Annotated in this window: 16 protein-coding genes; 4 read left to right on the forward strand and 12 right to left on the reverse strand. The window is 53.8% G+C overall.

The window, feature by feature from the left end:
• Together FDW88_RS21785 and gltB are read right to left on the reverse strand one after the other, a co-directional pair.
• A partial coding sequence (locus FDW88_RS21785; protein WP_137363350.1) for a glutamate synthase small subunit occupies nt 1-1,349 on the reverse strand: 1,349 nt, incomplete at its 3' end.
• 12 nt (nt 1,350-1,361) lie between these two features.
• Entirely contained in the window at nt 1,362-5,822 is a 4,461-nt protein-coding gene (gene gltB / locus FDW88_RS21790; protein WP_137363351.1) for a glutamate synthase large subunit, read from the reverse strand.
• A 687-nt stretch (nt 5,823-6,509) separates the two neighbouring features.
• Here gltB and FDW88_RS21795 point away from each other — a divergent pair.
• The 4 genes from FDW88_RS21795 to mtgA all read left to right on the forward strand — a co-directional run bounded on the left by FDW88_RS21795 (nt 6,510) and on the right by mtgA (nt 11,570).
• Nucleotides 6,510-7,439, forward strand: coding sequence for a TIGR01212 family radical SAM protein (locus tag FDW88_RS21795; RefSeq protein ID WP_115257371.1), 930 nt, complete (start codon nt 6,510-6,512; stop codon nt 7,437-7,439).
• A 195-nt stretch (nt 7,440-7,634) separates the two neighbouring features.
• Nucleotides 7,635-9,971 carry an aerobic respiration two-component sensor histidine kinase ArcB gene (gene arcB / locus FDW88_RS21800; protein ID WP_117342737.1) on the forward strand — a complete coding sequence of 779 codons (2,337 nt, stop codon included), beginning with the start codon at nt 7,635-7,637 and terminating at the stop codon, nt 9,969-9,971.
• 229 nt (nt 9,972-10,200) lie between these two features.
• Nucleotides 10,201-10,854, forward strand: coding sequence for an isoprenoid biosynthesis glyoxalase ElbB (gene elbB / locus FDW88_RS21805; RefSeq protein WP_117342736.1), 654 nt, complete (start codon nt 10,201-10,203; stop codon nt 10,852-10,854).
• Entirely contained in the window at nt 10,851-11,570 is a 720-nt protein-coding gene (gene mtgA / locus FDW88_RS21810) for a monofunctional biosynthetic peptidoglycan transglycosylase (protein ID WP_137363352.1), read from the forward strand. Before elbB ends, mtgA begins: the two co-directional genes overlap by 4 nt.
• Nucleotides 11,571-11,707: 137 nt before the next feature.
• On the opposite strand, the gene npr is transcribed toward mtgA, so the two are convergent.
• The 10 genes from npr to kdsD form a co-directional block, all read right to left on the reverse strand.
• Nucleotides 11,708-11,980, reverse strand: a complete 273-nt coding sequence (gene npr, locus FDW88_RS21815; RefSeq protein ID WP_096755498.1) for a PTS phosphocarrier protein NPr — start codon at nt 11,978-11,980, stop codon at nt 11,708-11,710.
• Nucleotides 11,977-12,831: an RNase adapter RapZ gene (rapZ, locus tag FDW88_RS21820; RefSeq protein ID WP_096755499.1), complete on the reverse strand. Its 855-nt coding sequence runs from the start codon at nt 12,829-12,831 to the stop codon at nt 11,977-11,979. Before rapZ ends, npr begins: the two co-directional genes overlap by 4 nt.
• 45 nt (nt 12,832-12,876) lie before the next feature.
• Nucleotides 12,877-13,368, reverse strand: a complete 492-nt coding sequence (gene ptsN / locus FDW88_RS21825; RefSeq protein ID WP_096755500.1) for a PTS IIA-like nitrogen regulatory protein PtsN — start codon at nt 13,366-13,368, stop codon at nt 12,877-12,879.
• A gap of 83 nt (nt 13,369-13,451) precedes the next feature.
• Nucleotides 13,452-13,739 (reverse strand): ribosome hibernation promoting factor, encoded by a 288-nt coding sequence (gene hpf / locus FDW88_RS21830; RefSeq protein WP_003025078.1) that lies wholly within the window; start codon nt 13,737-13,739, stop codon nt 13,452-13,454.
• A 22-nt stretch (nt 13,740-13,761) separates the two neighbouring features.
• A complete protein-coding gene (gene rpoN, locus FDW88_RS21835; RefSeq protein WP_137363353.1) occupies nt 13,762-15,195 on the reverse strand; it encodes an RNA polymerase factor sigma-54 in 1,434 nt (477 codons plus the stop codon).
• Between the two features lie 46 nt (nt 15,196-15,241).
• On the reverse strand, nt 15,242-15,967 hold the full coding sequence (lptB, locus tag FDW88_RS21840) for an LPS export ABC transporter ATP-binding protein (protein ID WP_040234138.1): 726 nt from the start codon (nt 15,965-15,967) through the stop codon (nt 15,242-15,244).
• Nucleotides 15,968-15,973: 6 nt separating this feature from the next.
• A complete protein-coding gene (gene lptA / locus FDW88_RS21845; protein ID WP_115257377.1) occupies nt 15,974-16,528 on the reverse strand; it encodes a lipopolysaccharide ABC transporter substrate-binding protein LptA in 555 nt (184 codons plus the stop codon).
• A complete protein-coding gene (gene lptC / locus FDW88_RS21850) occupies nt 16,497-17,072 on the reverse strand; it encodes an LPS export ABC transporter periplasmic protein LptC (RefSeq protein ID WP_117342734.1) in 576 nt (191 codons plus the stop codon). Before lptC ends, lptA begins: the two co-directional genes overlap by 32 nt.
• Nucleotides 17,069-17,635 carry a 3-deoxy-manno-octulosonate-8-phosphatase KdsC gene (kdsC, locus tag FDW88_RS21855; RefSeq protein WP_115257379.1) on the reverse strand — a complete coding sequence of 189 codons (567 nt, stop codon included), beginning with the start codon at nt 17,633-17,635 and terminating at the stop codon, nt 17,069-17,071. Before kdsC ends, lptC begins: the two co-directional genes overlap by 4 nt.
• A 31-nt stretch (nt 17,636-17,666) precedes the next feature.
• Nucleotides 17,667-18,653 carry an arabinose-5-phosphate isomerase KdsD gene (gene kdsD / locus FDW88_RS21860; protein WP_096755505.1) on the reverse strand — a complete coding sequence of 329 codons (987 nt, stop codon included), beginning with the start codon at nt 18,651-18,653 and terminating at the stop codon, nt 17,667-17,669.
• Between the last annotated feature and the right edge of the window lie 9 nt (nt 18,654-18,662).

The following is an 18,662-nucleotide window of genomic DNA, read 5'->3' on the forward strand; positions in this document are numbered from 1 at the left end:
TCCGAACCGCGCACGATGTCGCCACCGGCGAAGATTTTCGGGTTGCTGGTCTGGAACGCGTTGTCGCTGCGTTCCGGGGCGATAATGCGGCCCTGTGAATCCAGCTCGACGCTGTGCTTTGCCAGCCATTCCATGCTGTGCGGACGGAAACCGAATGCCATCACCACGGCATCGGCGGGTACCACGTGTTCAGAACCGGGCACGATCTCCGCACGGCGGCGGCCTTGTGCGTCCGGTGCACCCATTTCAGTATGCGCCATTTTTACACCGCACACTTTGCCGTTGGCGTTAATTTCCACGCCCAGCGGCTGCACGTTGAACTGGAATTCTACACCTTCTTCACGCGCGTTTTTTACTTCGCGTTTCGAGCCAGGCATGTTTTCTTCGTCGCGACGATAGGCGCAAATCACGTGTGAGGCGTTCTGACGAACGGAAGTACGTACGCAGTCCATCGCAGTATCACCGCCGCCCAGTACCACAACGCGTTTGCCTTCCATACTGATGTACGGCTCGTTGCTGCTTTCGCCAAAGCCCATCAACTGCTTGGTATTGGCAATCAGGAACGGCAGGGCATCGAATACGCCATCGGCATCTTCGTTTTCCAGCCCACCGCGCATCGACTGATAGGTTCCGACGCCGAGAAACACAGCGTCATAATCTTTCAGTAGATCGTCGAGCTGCACGTCACGACCCACTTCTACATTGAGTTTGAACTCAATGCCCATACCGGTGAAGATTTCACGACGACGGGTCATCACCTCTTTTTCCAGCTTGAAGGCTGGAATACCGAAGGTTAGCAGGCCGCCAATCTCCGGATGACGGTCAAACACCACCGCCTTTACGCCGTTACGGGTGAGTACGTCGGCACAGGCCAGCCCTGCCGGACCGGCACCGATAATGGCGACGCGTTTATCGGTCTGGCGTACGCCGGTCATATCCGGGCGCCAGCCCATTTCAAACGCTTTATCGTTGATATAGCGCTCAATGTTGCCGATGGTTACCGCGCCGAACTCATCGTTCAGCGTGCAAGAACCCTCACACAAACGGTCCTGCGGACACACACGACCGCAGACTTCCGGCAGCGTGTTGGTCTGGTGTGACAGCTCGGCTGCTTCAAAAATACGTCCTTCGTTAGCCAGCTTCAGCCAGTTCGGGATGTAGTTGTGCACCGGGCATTTCCACTCGCAGTACGGGTTGCCGCAGGACAGGCAGCGGTCTGCCTGCGCCTTAGCCTGGCCTTCGGAAAACGGCTCGTAGATTTCGATAAACTCGATCTTGCGGATCTTCAGCGGTTTCTTCGGCGGATCAACGCGCTGCAGGTCGATAAATTGGTATACGTTCTGGCTCATTGCTGCTACCCCTTACTGCGCCTGCACGCGCAGCTCAGCTGCGCTACGACTACGGTGACCCAACAGTGCTTTCACATCACTGGACTTCGGTTTAACCAGCGCGAATTTCGCCGAGAATGCCGGCCAGTTGGCCAGGATCTCTTCTCCGCGTGACGAACCGGTATGCTGTACATGCTCGGTGATCAGTCCACGCAAATGCTCTTCGTGGATAGCCAGCGAGTCCACGCTCAGGACTTCGACCAGCTCTGGATTCACGCGTTTGCGGAATTCGCCGTCTTCGTCCAGCACGTAGGCGAACCCGCCCGTCATGCCTGCGCCGAAGTTGACGCCCGTTTTACCGAGAATACAGACGATGCCGCCGGTCATGTATTCACAGCCGTTGTCACCGATGCCTTCGACCACAGTGATGGCACCTGAGTTACGTACCCCAAAGCGTTCACCCGCGCGGCCTGCGGCAAACAGACGACCGCCGGTTGCGCCGTACAGGCAGGTGTTGCCGATGATGCTCGCTTCATGGCTGCGGAAAGCAGAACCGACCGGAGGACGTACCGCCAACAGGCCGCCCGCCATGCCTTTACCGACATAGTCGTTGGCATCGCCGGTCAGATACAGTTCCACGCCGCCCGCATTCCACACGCCAAAGCTCTGGCCTGCGGTACCGCTGAAATGCGCCTTGATCGGGTCGGAAGCCAGCCCCTGATCGCCGTGCGTCTGAGCGATATAGCCCGACAGTGATGCGCCGACAGAACGGTCGGTGTTGCGGATGTCGAACCAGAAAGTTTTACTCTGGCGCTCATCAACAAATGGTTTGGCATGTTGCAGCAACTGCGCGTTGAGCACGCCGTTGTCGAACGGTGGGTTGTTCTCAGTACAGTACACCGCTTTGCCTGGGTGAGGTTGTGCGGTTTCCAGCAGATGAGACAGCTCCAGTTTCTGCTGCTTGGCAGTATACCCGTCCAGCTCTTTGAGCAGGTCGGTACGGCCAATCAGATCCACCAGGCGTGTTACGCCAAGCGATGCCATCAGCTCGCGGGTTTCACGGGCGACAAACTCAAAGTAGTTGGTCACTTTGAACGGCAGACCGTGGTAGTGGTTCTTACGCAGTTTTTCGTCCTGGGTTGCTACACCGGTTGCACAGTTGTTCAGGTGGCAAATACGCAGGTATTTACAGCCCAGCGCGACCATCGGGCCGGTACCAAAGCCGAAGCTTTCCGCGCCGAGAATGGCTGCTTTGATGATGTCGACGCCGGTTTTCAGACCGCCATCAACTTGTAAACGGATCTTATGGCGCAGACCGTTAGCCACCAGTGCCTGCTGAGTTTCTACCAGCCCCAGTTCCCACGGACAACCTGCGTATTTCACCGAAGAGAGCGGGCTGGCACCGGTGCCGCCGTCGTAACCGGCAATGGTTATCAGATCCGCGTAGGCTTTTGCCACGCCGGTGGCGATGGTGCCGACGCCCGGTTCGGAAACCAGCTTCACAGAGATCATCGCCTTCGGGTTAACCTGTTTTAAGTCGAAAATCAGCTGCGCCAGGTCCTCGATAGAGTAGATATCGTGGTGTGGCGGCGGGGAAATCAGCGTCACGCCCGGCACCGAATAACGCAGTTTGGCGATGTACGGAGTAACTTTATCTCCCGGTAACTGACCACCTTCGCCGGGCTTCGCGCCCTGTGCGACCTTAATCTGAATGACGTCAGCGTTGACCAGATACGCCGGGGTTACACCGAAGCGACCGGAAGCCACCTGCTTGATGCGCGACACCTTGTTGGTGCCATAGCGTGCGGGGTCCTCACCGCCTTCGCCGGAGTTGGAATTACCGCCGATGCTGTTCATCGCTTCGGCCAGCGCTTCGTGCGCTTCCGGGCTTAACGCGCCGATGGACATGGCTGCGGTATCAAAACGTTTAAACAACTCGGTTGCGGGTTCGACGTCGTCAATACTTACTGCTTCATTGCCAGGTGCGATAGCCAGCAGATCGCGCAGCGTTGCTGCCGGACGCTCGTTAACCAACTTCGCGTATTGCTGGTAGTCGCTGTATTCGCCGCTTTGTACTGCCTGTTGCAGGGTGCGTACCACGTCCGGGTTGTAGGCGTGGTATTCGCCACCGTGAACGTACTTCAGCAGGCCGCCCTGGCTAATCGGTTTGCGCGCCAGCCAGGCATGTTTGGAGAGGTTCAGCAGATCCTGCTGGAAGTCGGCAAAGCCTGCGCCGCTGATGCGACTGACCACGCCCTGGAAGCACAATGCCACCACGTCATCATGCAGGCCGACGGCTTCAAACAGCTTCGAACAGCGGTAGGAGGCAATGGTCGAAATGCCCATTTTGGACATGATTTTGTACAGACCTTTGTTGATGCCATTACGGTAGTTCAGCATCACGGTCCGGTAATCTTTGGCAATAGCGTGAGTGTCAATCAGACGCCCCAGCGTTTCATAGGCCAGATACGGATAGATGGCTGTGGCACCAAAGCCGAGGAGTACCGCGAAGTGATGTGGATCGCGGGTACTGGCGGTTTCGACGATGATGTTAGCGTCGCAGCGCAGGTTTTGTTCCACCAGACGCGTTTGCACCGCACCGACCGCCATCGGTGCCGGGACCGGCAGGCGATTTTTGGTGATGTTACGGTCAGAGAGCACCAGCAATACCGTGCCGTTACGCACCATCTGTTCGGCTTTATCGCACAGCGCCTTGACGGTCTCTTCCAGCGTGGTTTCACTCACGTCGAAGGTGATATCGAGCCGGTCAGCGCGATAATGTTCCTCTTTCATGGTGGTGAGCTGGGTGAAATCAGAGTACAGCAAGATCGGCGATTTAAAGCTCAGGCGATGCGCCTGGCCTTCGGCTTCACAGAAGACGTTCATCTCACGACCAATGCTGGTGGCCAGCGACATCACGTGCGCTTCACGCAGCGGATCGATAGGCGGGTTGGTCACCTGCGCGAACTGCTGACGGAAGTAGTCATAAATGATACGCGGCTGGCTGGAAAGCACGGCAAACGGGGTGTCATCGCCCATTGAACCGACCGCTTCCTGGCCGTTTTCACCCAACACGCGAATCACGGAATCCAGTTCTTCGGCGCTGTAGTTAAACTGTTTTTGGTAGCTGGCAAGGGTGTCGTCGTCCAGCTCACGGCTGCCGACTTGATCGTCAGCCAGGTCTTCAAACGGTACCAGACGGCGGACGTTCTTTTCCATCCACTCTTTGTACGGATGGCGACTTTTCAGGTCATCATCGGTTTCCGCCGAGTGCAGAATGCGACCCGAGCGGGTGTCGATCACCATCAGTTCGCCGGGACCGACGCGGCCTTTCTCGACGACTTCATCGGGCTGATAATCCCAGATACCCACTTCGGAGGCGCAGGTGATGAGCTTGTCTTTGGTGATGACGTAGCGCGCCGGGCGCAGGCCGTTACGGTCAAGGTTACAGGCGGCAAAGCGACCGTCAGACATGACAATGCCTGCCGGGCCGTCCCACGGCTCCATGTGCATGGAGTTAAAGTCGAAGAATGCGCGCAGCTCCGGGTCCATATCCGGGTTGTTCTGCCAGGCCGGTGGCACCAGCAGGCGCATCGCGCGGATGATGTCCATCCCGCCTGCCAGCAACAGTTCGAGCATGTTATCCATTGAGCTGGAGTCGGAGCCAGTTTCGTTGACGAACGGCGCGGCATCGTGGAGATCCGGGATCAGCGGGGTCTGGAACTTATAAGTACGGGCGCGCGCCCACTGGCGGTTACCGGTAATGGTATTGATTTCGCCGTTGTGCGCCAGGTAGCGGAACGGTTGGGCCAGCGGCCAGCGCGGTACGGTGTTGGTGGAAAAGCGCTGGTGGAACAGGCAGATGGCCGATTCCAGACGCAGGTCCGCGAGGTCTAGGTAAAAGCGCGGCAGATCCGCCGGCATACACAGACCTTTATAGATATTGACCAGATTGGACAAGCTACAGACGTAGAAGTCTTTATCGTCCTGTAAACGTTTTTCGATGCGGCGACGCGCGATGAACAGACGGCGCTCCATATCGCGTGGACGCCAGCCCGCAGGGGCGTTAACAAAAATTTGCTCAATACGGGGCAGGGAGGAGAGGGCAATTTCACCGAGAACACCGTCGTTGGTCGGCACGTCGCGCCAGCCCACAATCGACAGGGTTTCCTGCTGTAACTCTTCTTCAACGATGCGACGAGACGCCGCCGCCAGTTCAGCGTCTTTATTTAAAAAGATCATGCCGACCGCGTAGTTTTTGGCTAAACGCCAGCCGCGCTCTTGCGCAACAATGCGGAAAAAGCGATCGGGTTTTTGTAATAACAGGCCACAGCCGTCGCCGGTTTTACCGTCCGCGAGGATGGCTCCACGGTGCTGCATACGGGCCAGTGCGTGTATGGCGGTACGCACTACCTTGTGGCTAGGTTCGCCTTCTATGTGGGCGATCAGGCCGAAACCACAGTTATCCTTCTCAAGGGATTTATCGTACAACATATCAGTGAACCTCCCCAGGCTCTGCGGGACGCCTCTCCGATACCGTTTGCGCACAGGCACACCAAGAGCATGGCGACGGGGGTTGCGCGTTATACGCTCACCTCGCATTCGCCCTCTTTAATCCTTTTCGCATAGGTCAAACAAGTTTGAGGACTTGCTTCAGAGGGAATCTCAATTACTGCATAAATATGATGAGCAGGCTGCTCATCCAGAAAGCTTCCAGCGGATTTCCACGTTATCGGGAATCCACACACAGGTCAAATGGCAATCTTATTTATGCAAAAATGTGCTATAGGTCGATTAACGATATGAATATATTGAAATTAATGGCATTTTTACATTGATTTAACGCACAGTGGATGGCGAGGGAAGTGTGATCTGTCTCACTGTCAGAAAGGTCCGTTATCGCTTGTCCTCCCTTTGTTTATCGCGATGTTTGGTATTTTATGCTGGTTTATAGAGTTTACGCGTCTTAAAGATACTGTTTTTATCCGTTGGCCGTCGGAAGATAAAAAAAATCATCGGATATAAGGAAAAGTAATCACATTTTGATTGAATGAAATTTCATTTATTTTGCTTGAATATGCAATGAATAAAAGCACGCCGGGGCGATTGATCCAGGTCATCGCCGACGGGGGCTAAAAATGGCAGGCTTTGGCCTCTTTTCAAGGCGCGGTCTATCAGATTATGCAGTTACAGAAATTAGTCAATATGTTTGGTGGGGATCTTTCTCGTCGTTATGGGCAAAAGGTTCATAAACTCACGCTGCACGGCGGGTTTAGCTGCCCAAATCGCGATGGCACCATTGGACGTGGCGGGTGCACCTTCTGTAATGTCGCCTCCTTTGCCGATGAGGCACAGCAGCATCATTCGATTGCTGAGCAGCTCGAACATCAGGCTCAACTGGTGAATCGCGCCAAGCGCTACCTGGCCTATTTTCAGGCTTATACCAGCACGTTTGCCGAAGTGCAGGTGCTGCGTTCGATGTACCAGCAGGCGGTCACTCAGGCCAATATTGTCGGGCTGTGCGTCGGGACACGCCCTGACTGCGTGCCAGAGGCGGTGCTCGATCTGCTGTGCGAATATAAAGATCAGGGCTACGAGGTGTGGTTGGAACTGGGGCTGCAAACGGCCCATGATAAAACGCTGCACCGTATTAACCGTGGGCATGACTTTGCCTGCTATCAACGCACCACGCAGTTGGCGCGTGAGCGTGGGTTGAAAGTGTGCTCACATCTGATTGTCGGCCTGCCGGGAGAAGGGCAAGCGGAATGTCTGCAAACGCTGGCGCGCGTGGTGGAGACTGGCGTTGATGGCATTAAGCTGCATCCGCTGCATATCGTGAAGGGCAGCATTATGGCGAAGGCCTGGGAAGCAGGGCGTCTGAGCGGTATTGAGCTGGCCGATTACACCGTGACGGCGGGCGAGATGATTCGCCATACGCCGCCAGAGGTTATTTATCATCGTATTTCTGCCAGCGCCCGTCGCCCGACGTTACTGGCGCCGCTGTGGTGTGAAAATCGCTGGACCGGGATGGTCGAACTGGACCGTTATCTCAATGAGCATGGTGTACAAGGCTCCGCTCTTGGAACGCCGTGGGCTCAGCCGGGGAGCTAACCCTCTGTAGGCCGGATAAGGCAAAGCCGACCTCCGGCAATCTGCGCCTGCTTGCCTGATGGCGCTTCGCTTATCAGGTCTACGATGACCTCTCCTCAGTCATTTCACCGATAGCCTCCGCATTTATTGCACAATCTCAAACGTCACGCCGAGAATTGAGTATTATTGTGCCAAGTTGTCGTGAAGGAACCCTCTATGAAGCAAATTCGAATGCTGGCGCAGTATTATGTCGACCTGATGATGAAATTAGGTCTGGTGCGCTTTTCGCTGCTATTGGCGCTGGCTCTGGTGGTGTTGGCCATAGTGGTGCAAATGGCCGTCACCATGGTGCTGCATGGCCAGGTAGAAAGTATTGATGTAATACGTTCCATCTTTTTTGGCCTGTTAATTACCCCCTGGGCGGTCTATTTCCTGTCAGTGGTCGTGGAGCAACTGGAGGAGTCCCGGCAACGGCTGTCACGACTGGTGCAGAAGCTGGAAGAGATGCGCGAACGCGATCTCAAGCTTAACGTGCAGTTAAAGGACAATATTGCGCAGCTTAACCAGGAGATTGTCGAACGTGAAAAGGCGGAAGCGGAGCGCCAGGAAACGTTTGAACAACTCAAAGTTGAAATTAAAGAGCGTGAAGAAGCGCAGATCCAACTGGAACAACAATCCTCTTTTCTGCGTTCTTTTCTCGATGCTTCACCGGATCTGGTTTTTTATCGCAATGAAGATAAAGAGTTCTCCGGCTGTAACCGCGCCATGGAATTGCTGACAGGCAAGAGCGAAAAGCAACTGGTGAATTTAAAACCGATTGAAGTTTACTCGCCAGAAGCGGCTGAGAAAGTGATCGAAACCGACGAGAAAGTGTTCCGCCATAATGTCTCGTTGACCTATGAACAATGGCTGGATTACCCGGACGGACGTAAAGCCTGCTTTGAAATTCGTAAAGTGCCTTATTACGACCGCGTCGGTAAACGACACGGCCTGATGGGCTTTGGCCGCGATATTACCGAGCGCAAGCGCTACCAGGATGCACTTGAACGTGCCAGCCGTGACAAGACGACCTTTATTTCCACCATCAGCCACGAACTGCGTACGCCGCTGAACGGTATTGTCGGTTTAAGTCGGATACTGCTGGATACGGATCTGACCGCTGAGCAGGAAAAATACCTGAAAACTATCCATGTTTCTGCCGTTACGCTTGGGAATATTTTCAACGATATTATCGACATGGATAAGATGGAGCGGCGTAAAGTTCAGCTCGATAACCAGCCGATAGATTTCACCAGCTTTATGGCAGATCTGGAAAACCTCTCCGGCCTGCAGGCGCAGCAAAAAGGGCTGCGTTTTGTACTTGATCCGACATTGCCGCTGCCGCATAAGGTCATTACCGACGGGACGCGTCTGCGTCAAATCCTGTGGAATCTGATCAGCAACGCCGTGAAGTTTACCCAGAAAGGGCAGGTCACCGTGCGGGCGCGCTATGACAAAGGCAACATGCTGCATTTTGAAGTGGAAGATTCTGGTATCGGTATTCCGCAGGATGAGCAGGATAAAATCTTCGCCATGTATTATCAGGTGAAGGACAGCAATGGCGGTAAACCGGCCACTGGGACCGGGATTGGTCTGGCAGTGTCTCGTCGTCTGGCGAAAAACATGGGCGGCGATATTACGGTTTCCAGCCAGCCGGGGAAAGGTTCCGTCTTTACCCTTACCGTTCATGCCCCAGCCGTTGCGGAAGAGATTGAAGACGCCTTCGAAGAAGACGACATGCCGTTGCCTGCCCTGAATGTGCTGCTGGTTGAGGACATTGAACTGAACGTGATTGTCGCCCGTTCGGTGCTGGAAAAACTGGGTAACAGCGTGGACGTCGCCATGACCGGGAAAGCCGCGCTGGAAATGTTCAAACCGGGTGAGTACGACCTGGTGCTGTTGGATATTCAGTTGCCGGATATGACGGGTCTGGATATCTCCAGAGAGTTAACGCAAAAGTACGCGCGGGAAGATCTGCCGCCGCTGGTGGCGCTCACCGCTAACGTTCTGAAAGACAAAAAAGAATATCTGGAAGCGGGTATGGATGACGTGCTGAGCAAGCCGCTGTCGGTACCGGCGTTAACCGCCATGATTAAAAAATACTGGGATACCCGAAACAAAGAGGAGAGCACTGTGACATCTGAAGAAAGCAGTAAATCGCAAGCGCTGTTAGATATTCCCATGTTGGAACAATACCTCGAGCTGGTGGGACCGAAGTTAATTACCGATGGATTGGCGGTATTTGAGAAGATGATGCCGGGTTATTTAAGTGTGCTGGAGTCCAACCTGACCGCGCGTGATAAAAAAGGCGTTGTTGAGGAAGGCCATAAAATCAAAGGTGCCGCGGGGTCAGTGGGACTGCGCCATCTGCAGCAGCTGGGTCAGCAAATTCAATCCCCGGACCTTCCTGCCTGGGAGGACAACGTGGGGGAATGGATTGAAGAGATGAAGCAGGAGTGGCAGCACGACGTGGCTGTATTAAGAGCCTGGGTGGCGAGTGTTGAAAAAAAATGACCCCGGCTTAGCCGGGGTGCGCGAATACTGCGCCAACACCAGGGAAATCGTGGCTGCGCCGTAAATTATTATCATTGTTTACAAGGGCGCAGCCCTAATTTTCAGGCCGCACGCAGTTAAGATAGCAAATCTTAAATAATTTGTTACATGAATCAGTTAAATGTGTGAAGCGTAGCATTTTAATAAGAATTATTAATATGCTACAGCCAGTTGCGAAAGGAGTCTCACGATGAAGAAAATTGGCGTAGTGCTCGGTGGATGCGGCGTGTATGACGGCTCGGAGATCCATGAAGCCGTGTTAACGCTGCTGGCTATTGCCCGCAACGGGGCTCAGGCCATCTGCTTTGCGCCGGATAAACAACAAGCAGATGTGATTAATCATCTGACGGGCGAACCCATGCAGGAGACCCGCAATGTCCTGATTGAGGCTGCACGTATAACCCGTGGTGATATTCGCCCGCTTGCCCAGGCGGTCTCTGCTGAACTGGATGCGCTGATTGTCCCTGGTGGATTCGGTGCAGCGAAGAACCTGAGCAATTTCGCCAGCCAGGGAAGCGAATGCCGGGTGGATAGCGACTTAGCCGCGCTGGCAGTCGCCATGCATCAATCCGGTAAGCCGTTGGGGTTCATGTGTATTGCCCCAGCGATGCTGCCTAAAATATTCGATTTTCCGCTGCGTCTGACGATTGGCACCGATATCGATACTGCGGAAGTGCTGGAGGATATGGGGGCAGAGCATGTGCCGTGTCCGGTCGATGATATTGTGGTTGATGAAGACCACAAAATCGTCACCACGCCGGCTTATATGCTGGCACAGGATATTGCCCAGGCGGCGAGCGGTATCGACAAGCTGGTCTCGCGTGTGCTGGTGCTGACTGAATGAAAAAAGGGGGGACCGCCAGTTTGCGGCGACTCTTTCTGCGGGCGGTCATTGTCCTCGCCGTGTTCTGGGGCGGGGGCATCGCCCTCTTCAGCGTGCTGCCCGTGCCCTTTTCAGCGGTGATGGCTGAACGACAAATTAGCGCCTGGTTGCACGGTGATTTCGGCTATGTGGCGCATTCTGACTGGGTCAGTATGGATGAGATCTCACCGTGGATGGGGCTGGCGGTTATTGCCGCAGAAGACCAAAAATTTCCGCAGCACTGGGGATTTGATGTCTCTGCGATAGAAAAGGCGCTGGCGCATAATGAGCGCAATGAAAGCCGCATTCGTGGAGCATCGACGCTCTCGCAGCAGACAGCAAAAAATCTCTTTCTGTGGGATGGACGCAGTTGGGTGCGTAAAGGTCTTGAGGCCGGACTCACACTGGGTATGGAAACAGTGTGGAGTAAGAAACGTATTCTGACGGTTTATCTGAATATCGCCGAGTTTGGCGACGGTGTATTCGGCGTAGAAGCGGCAGCACAACATTATTTCCATAAACCGGCCAGCCGCCTGAGTCAGTCTGAAGCAGCGCTGCTTGCGGCGGTGCTGCCAAATCCTCTGCGTTTTAAGGCGAATGCCCCGTCAGGTTATGTACGTAACCGCCAGGCATGGATCATGAGGCAAATGCGCCAGTTAGGCGGTGAGTCGTTTATGCGGGAAAATAAGCTGTATTAGTTGATGCTGACGCTGTTTTTGTAGGCCTGATAAGCGCAGCGCATCAGGCAGAATACGACACAACGACATTGCCGGATGCGGCGTAAACGCCTTATCCGACCTACTCGCTACGTGCTGAAATGGTAGCTCTGTACTGACTAATCCTCGTCAAACCCCGAATTAAACAGCGCAATCACCGCCGCCAGGGCTTCTACTTCCTGTGGGCCAGAGGCTTCAACCTCTATCTGGCGACCTTTGGCGGAATCCAGCATCAGCAGGGCGATGACGCTGTTCGCCTCCGCCTCTGTACCTTCATCGTTACGCAACAGCACTTCCGCCTCAAAACCCTGCATTAATTCAAACAGCTTCATCGCAGGCCGGGCGTGCATGCCCAGCTTATTGGTGATTTCGACAGTCTGTTTTACGGTCATGATTTGCGTTTTTCCAGCGTGCGATGGCGTGACTGCACGTTTTTACCGCGAGAGCGGAAGTAGTCAGCCAGTTGCTCTGCAATATACACCGATCGGTGTTTCCCGCCGGTACAGCCGATGGCTACGGTGAGGTAGCTGCGGTTGTTAGTCTCCAGCATGGGTAACCATAGCTCAAGATAGCTGCGAGTCTGGTAGATAAAATTGTGTACTTCTGTGTGGCGGTCGAGAAACGCGGCAACGGGCCTGTCCAGACCGGTCATCGGACGCAGTTTAGGATCCCAGTGTGGGTTTGGCAGGAAGCGCACGTCAAAGACGTAATCCGCATCAATCGGGATGCCGTGCTTGAAGCCAAAGGACTCGAATACCATGGTCAGTTCACGTTCACGTTTGCCCAGCAGTCGGGTACGCAACATTTCTGCCAGCTCGTGCACGGACATTTCAGAGGTATCGACGATCAGATCCGCGCGAGAACGCAGTGGCTCCAGTAAGTCACTTTCCTTATCGATAGCACTTTCCAGTGACAGATTTTTGCTGGAGAGTGGGTGCAGTCGACGGGTATCACTGTAGCGACGGATCAGCGTGTTACGGTCAGCATCGAGGAACAGCAGCTGCGGCGAGAAACCTTCAGGCAGGTTATTCATTGCCTGCTCGAAAATTTCTGGTGACTCAGGCATATTGCGCACATCAATGCTGACGGCCGCAGAAATTTGGCTATCGGCCAGGGTGCGGGCCAGATCGGGCAACAGCACTACGGGAAGGTTATCCACGCAGTAAAAACCCATATCTTCCAGCGCTCGCAGGGCAACAGATTTGCCTGACCCTGAACGACCGCTGACGATCATCAGTACCATGTACTGTTTCTCCTCACAACGACAAAAAAGGGTGCCATTGGGTTGTTATGCTTCATCCTGTACACCTTCGGTGTCCGTGATGATTTGATACAGCTCCTGATCGCTCTGCGCGGAACGCAGGCGGCGACAGATGGTTTTATCCGCCAGACGTTTTGCAACCAGTGACAAGGTGTGCAAATGCGTCTTGGTTTGGTCTGCGGGAACCAGCAGGGCGAACAACAGATCGACCGGTTGATTATCAATGGCGTCGAATGCGATAGGCGTTTCGAGCTGCACAAACACGCCGACCGCGCGCATCGTGTCTTCTTCCAGCTTTCCGTGCGGAATGGCAATACCATTGCCGATGCCGGTACTGCCCATTTTTTCACGCGTCAGAATGGCTTCAAATACCACCTGAGAAGGCAAGCTGAGCTGCTTTGCTGCCAGTTCGCTGATGATTTCCAGAGCGCGTTTTTTGCTTTGGCAGTGAACACCAGAGCGCGTACATTCCTGGTTAAGAACAGTACTCAGTTGTAGAGTCGTATCGTTATTTGTCATAATTTCACCTAAGCGCTAACTGTACAAATGGCCCGTTGTGCTGCACAACAGGCCGTCCTGCACCCGCTAACTGCCCGGACAAGTTAGTGCTGTTTCAGTTTATCTTTATGTTTTGTTAACTGCCGAGCCAGTTTATCAATTAAACCGTCAATGGCGGCGTACATATCCTGACCTTCCGCGCTGGCATGAATTTCGCCACCGTTCACATGCAGTGTTGCATCCGAGATGTGTGTCACCTTCTCCACCTTCAACACAATATAGACCTGATTAATCCGGTCGAAATATTGCTCAAGTTTGGCGAACTTTGTGTTCACAAAGTCACGCAGTGCTTCAGTGATTTCGACGTTGTTTCCAGTGATGTTGAGCTGCATAGTGTCTTCCTTATCGGTTGGGTCAGACCAGCTGTTTGCGCTGGTTAGACGGCGGAATGGATAAAGACTCTCGGTACTTCGCAACGGTGCGGCGCGCCACCATGATACCCTGTTCTGACAGCATAGAGGTTAACTTGCTGTCACTCAGCGGTTTCGCAGGGTTCTCCGCAGCAATTAATTTCTTCACCAGTGCGCGTATCGCTGTAGAAGAGGCTTCGCCCCCGCCCTCAGTGTTGACGTGGCTGGAAAAGAAATACTTGAGTTCAAAAATGCCGCGTGGACTGTGCAGATACTTTTGCGTGGTCACTCGGGAAATGGTCGATTCGTGCATCTCGACGGCCTGGGCGATATCCGCCAGCACCATCGGCTTCATAAATTCTTCGCCTTTCTCAAAGAAGGCTTGCTGTTGCTCAACGATACATCGACTGACGCGCAACAGCGTGTCGTTACGGCTTTCCAGACTTTTAATCAGCCACTTTGCATCCTGGAGATTGGTGCGAATAAACTGGCTGTCGGCATCGTTGCGCGCGCCATTGCACATGGCGGCATAGTGCTGATTAATCTGTAGACGCGGAATGCTGTCGCTGTTCAGTTCGACGACCCAACGATCGTTATGTTTGCGCACCAGTACATCTGGGATCACGTACTCTGGCTCACCGGTTTGGATCGACTGCCCGGGTCTCGGATCCAGCGACTGGATCAGGTTGACGGCTTCTTTCAGCACATCTTCTTTCAACCGGGTAACGCGCATGAGCGAGCGGAAATCGTGATTGGCTAACAGATCGAGGTGATCGCTGATGATCAGGCGGGCTTCTCCCAGCCATGCTGTGGCTTTGTCAAACTGCGACAGTTGAATCAACAGGCAGTCGCGGAGATCTTTCGCCGCCACGCCAACCGGATCAAAACGTTGAACGCGTTTTAGCACGGCTTCGACTTCATCGAGACCAATGTCGTCATCACCCATGCTCTCGAGAATATCGTCCAGAGAAACGGTGAGATATCCGGTGTCATCAACCGCATCAACAATTGACGTCGCAATGGCGCGATCGGTATCCGAGAACGGGGTCAATCCCACTTGCCACATCAGGTAATCTTGTAATGATTGCGTGGTTTCACCCTGATACACAGGCAGTTCGTCGTCAATGTAATCCCCACTGGTGCCCGACGGCGTGCCTGCGGTGTAAATTTCATCCCAACTGGCATCCAGCGGCAGTTCTTCCGGCATCTCTTTTTGTTCGAGAGCATCTGCGGTATCGAGGGAATCGCTGTCCTGTTTTTCCTGGGTATCAATTTCGTCGTGAAGATCGGTTTGCTCGAGCAGTGGGTTACTTTCCAGCGCTTGCTGAAGTTCTTGCTGAAGTTCCAGCGTAGACAACTGCAACAGACGGATAGCCTGTTGTAGCTGAGGCGTCATTGCCAGTTGTTGGCTAAGCCTGAGTTGCAAACCTTGCTTCATGTTCAGAGTGGTTTTCTCCTGCAGTAACGTGACGTCTTCTACCCTATCAGAGTCTGAAGTCTTCCCCAAGGTATACGCGCTTAACGTGTTCGTCTTGCAGTATTTCGGTTGGCGTGCCGTGTGCTATCAGATGTCCCTGACTCACAATATAGGCGCGTTCACAGACCGCCAGCGTTTCACGCACGTTATGGTCGGTGATCAGCACGCCCAGTCCGCTGTCGCGCAGGTGTTCAATGATACGTTTGATATCAATAACGGAGATCGGGTCAACGCCGGCAAACGGTTCATCCAGCAGGATAAATTTCGGATTTGCAGCCAATGCACGAGCGATTTCCACACGGCGACGTTCCCCCCCGGACAGCGACTGTCCCAGGCTGTCACGCAGGTGTTCAATATGGAACTCTTCCATCAGTTCGTTAGCACGATCTTCGCGCTGTTCGCTGGAGAGATCGTCACGAATTTGCAGTACCGCCATCAGGTTATCAAACACGCTCAGACGACGAAAAATAGAGGCTTCCTGCGGTAAATAACCGATGCCGCGACGGGCGCGTGCATGCAGCGGCAGCAGGCTGATGTCTTCGTCATCGATGATGATGTTGCCCGCATCGCGCGGCACAATGCCCACCACCATGTAAAAGGTCGTTGTTTTGCCCGCACCGTTAGGGCCGAGCAGACCGACGATCTCCCCAGAGTTGACGGTCAGACTGACGTCTTCCACCACACGGCGGCCTTTATAGGCTTTTGCAAGGTTCTTTGCAGTTAATGTTGCCATAACGAATCAGTTACCTTTTTTCTCTGCCGGAGCTTTGGTTTTGTTTTTATCCTGCAGTTGTGACGGCACCAGAACGGTAGTGACGCGTTTGCCTTTATCGCTGAAGGCCTGCATTTTCTGCTCTTTTACCAGATAGGTAATTTTGTCGCCGGTGATGTTGCTGTCCACCTGCTCCAGATAGGCTTTACCCGTCAGCACAACGAAATCTTTTGCCAGTTCATAGTGCATCTGTAAGGCATGGCCGTTAACGGGTTTACCGTTATCCTGCATCTGGTAAAACGTTGCCGGATTGCCGTAGCCATCGATCACTTCTTTACCGTCTTCACCGCCCGGACGGGTCACGACAACCTTATCGGCATTAATTTTGATGGTGCCCTGCGTCACGATAACATTACCGGTAAATGTCACCACGTTACCCTGCATATCCAGGGACTGCTGATCCGATTCAATGTGAATCGGCTGCTCGGTATCGCCGGTGACGGCAAATGCCGGAATGCTGGCGGCCAGAAGGGAGCTGGCAAGCACAAGATTAAGGCTGAGTTTGTTTGTTTTGGATTTCATATGAGGTTCTAACCTTTTCAATCAGCTCGGCGTTCTTGCTGCGTAAATTGCCGCGCATCTTCAGTCCGCTGGAGTTAAATGTTGTTCCATACAACGTGACCAGATCGTTTGAGGTGACATCTTGCGTCACCAGGTTAATCTGCGCGTTATCGGTCGTAATTCTGCGTAGTTGAGAGTCTGCCACCAGGGCGTTGACTTCAACATGGCCATACAGATACAGCATCCGATCCTCAGTCAATTTGGCTTTATCAGCCTTGATAGACCAGGTCGGCACTTTATCCTTATCAAACGTGGTTAATACCGGTTGAGTAAACCACGAAACAGCCTGATCGGAATAATATTCAACGTGTTGAGCGATAAGTCGATAGCTCAGTGCGCCTTCCGGGCTATACACGACGCTGTCGGTATGTTCGCTCTTATAGGTCGGCTCGTTGTTATTGATTACCACCTGAGTGGTGTCGTCTTTGTCTGCCAGGTTAATACCGATCAGCACAAGGACGGCCAGCGACAGTAGAATGATAACCCAACGTCTGGTTTTGCTCATATCGATTGACCTTTGGCCTCGTCCAGTTTGCCCTGCGCCAGGAGTAATAAATCGCAGACTTCACGTACCGCGCCGCGCCCTCCATCAATGCGCGTGACATAGTCGGCACGAGGGATTAACAGCGGGTGGGCATCCGCCACCGCCACGCTTAATCCGACTTTTGCCATCACCGGCCAGTCGATCAGATCGTCGCCGACGTATGCCACCTGTTCCGGCGCGATCGCCAGCTTGTTGAGCAGATCGTCGAAGGCGACCAGTTTGTCCGACTGCCCCTGGTACAGATGGGTAATCCCCAACGTGTTACAGCGGTCTTCTACAAGTTTAGCCTTTCGTCCGGTAATAATAGCAACCTCGATACCGGAAGTGAGCGCACAACGAATTCCGTAGCCATCACGGACGTTAAACGCCTTGAGCTCTTCGCCGTTGTTGCCCATATAAATCAGGCCATCAGACAGTACGCCATCCACATCAAGGATCAGCAGACGAATATTCTCTGCCCTGGTGATGACTTCAGCGCTGACGGGTCCATAACAGGTCGCAAGCGACGCACCTGCGTTACTCATTTCTTTTATCCTTGCGTTTCTACTCTACTTTTTACACTACGCCTGCACGCAGGAGATCATGCATATGTAACACACCGAGTAAACGGTCGCCATCAGCAACCATCACCGAGGTAATATGGCGGGATTGCATTAAATTCAGAGCGTCCACGGCAAGAATGCCCGGACGCACGCGAATGCCCCCGGGGGTCATCACGTCGGCAATCCCCAACTGGCGAACGTCAACGCCCATATCAAAGACGCGGCGTAAGTCACCATCCGTGAAGATGCCGTCGATCTTCATGGTGTCATCGCAAATGACGGTCATGCCGAGATTTTTACGCGTAATCTCAAGTAACGCATCGCGCAGGCTGGCGTTTTTATTCACATGCGGGATCTCGTCGCCCGTATGCATAATATCGTTAACGCGCAGCAAAAGCTTACGCCCCAGTGCGCCACCGGGGTGCGACAACGCAAAATCTTCCGCAGTAAAGCCGCGGGCTTTCAATAATGCCACGGCGAGCGCATCGCCCATCACCAGCGTCGCGGTTGTGCTGCTGGTCGGCGCCAGACCTAATGGGCAGGCTTCCTTGGGTACTTTAACACACAGATGCACATCTGCTGCACGCGCCATGCTGCTTTCCGGACGACCGGTCATGCAGATAAGCGGGACGTGAAGGCGTTTGAGCACCGGAATTAATGCGGCAATCTCATTGGATTCACCGGAATTAGAAATGGCGATCACCACGTCCTGCGGCGATACCATGCCCAGATCGCCGTGTGCGGCTTCACCAGGATGTACGAAAAAGGACGGCGTACCGGTACTGGCAAACGTGGCGGCCATTTTGCGCCCGATATGCCCGGATTTCCCCATTCCCATCACCACAACTTTACCCGCGCAGTTGACGATTTTCTCACAGGCGAGGGTAAAGTTCAGGTCGATGTACTGATCAAGCTCCGCCAGGCCTTCACGTTCAATAGCCAGGACTTCCTTGCCTGCTTGCTGAAAGTCAAAACCCGGTTGCAACTCTAAGTGCGACATAATGCGTTT

Origin of the sequence: Citrobacter sp. wls829, from assembly GCF_005280825.1 — a bacterium.
GTDB classification, from domain to species: Bacteria; Pseudomonadota; Gammaproteobacteria; order Enterobacterales; family Enterobacteriaceae; genus Citrobacter; species Citrobacter gillenii.

Excerpts from the sequence above, each read along its gene's own strand:
- gltB (WP_137363351.1), bottom strand. The coding sequence starts at position 5,822 with ATGTTGTACGATAAATCCCTTGAGAAGGATAACTGTGGTTTCGGCCTG.
- FDW88_RS21795 (WP_115257371.1), top strand. The coding sequence starts at position 6,510 with ATGCAGTTACAGAAATTAGTCAATATGTTTGGTGGGGATCTTTCTCGT.
- arcB (WP_117342737.1), top strand. The coding sequence starts at position 7,635 with ATGAAGCAAATTCGAATGCTGGCGCAGTATTATGTCGACCTGATGATG.
- elbB (WP_117342736.1), top strand. The coding sequence starts at position 10,201 with ATGAAGAAAATTGGCGTAGTGCTCGGTGGATGCGGCGTGTATGACGGC.
- mtgA (WP_137363352.1), top strand. The coding sequence starts at position 10,851 with ATGAAAAAAGGGGGGACCGCCAGTTTGCGGCGACTCTTTCTGCGGGCG.
- npr (WP_096755498.1), bottom strand. The coding sequence starts at position 11,980 with ATGACCGTAAAACAGACTGTCGAAATCACCAATAAGCTGGGCATGCAC.
- rapZ (WP_096755499.1), bottom strand. The coding sequence starts at position 12,831 with ATGGTACTGATGATCGTCAGCGGTCGTTCAGGGTCAGGCAAATCTGTT.
- ptsN (WP_096755500.1), bottom strand. The coding sequence starts at position 13,368 with ATGACAAATAACGATACGACTCTACAACTGAGTACTGTTCTTAACCAG.
- hpf (WP_003025078.1), bottom strand. The coding sequence starts at position 13,739 with ATGCAGCTCAACATCACTGGAAACAACGTCGAAATCACTGAAGCACTG.
- rpoN (WP_137363353.1), bottom strand. The coding sequence starts at position 15,195 with ATGAAGCAAGGTTTGCAACTCAGGCTTAGCCAACAACTGGCAATGACG.
- lptB (WP_040234138.1), bottom strand. The coding sequence starts at position 15,967 with ATGGCAACATTAACTGCAAAGAACCTTGCAAAAGCCTATAAAGGCCGC.
- lptA (WP_115257377.1), bottom strand. The coding sequence starts at position 16,528 with ATGAAATCCAAAACAAACAAACTCAGCCTTAATCTTGTGCTTGCCAGC.
- lptC (WP_117342734.1), bottom strand. The coding sequence starts at position 17,072 with ATGAGCAAAACCAGACGTTGGGTTATCATTCTACTGTCGCTGGCCGTC.
- kdsC (WP_115257379.1), bottom strand. The coding sequence starts at position 17,635 with ATGAGTAACGCAGGTGCGTCGCTTGCGACCTGTTATGGACCCGTCAGC.
- kdsD (WP_096755505.1), bottom strand. The coding sequence starts at position 18,653 with ATGTCGCACTTAGAGTTGCAACCGGGTTTTGACTTTCAGCAAGCAGGC.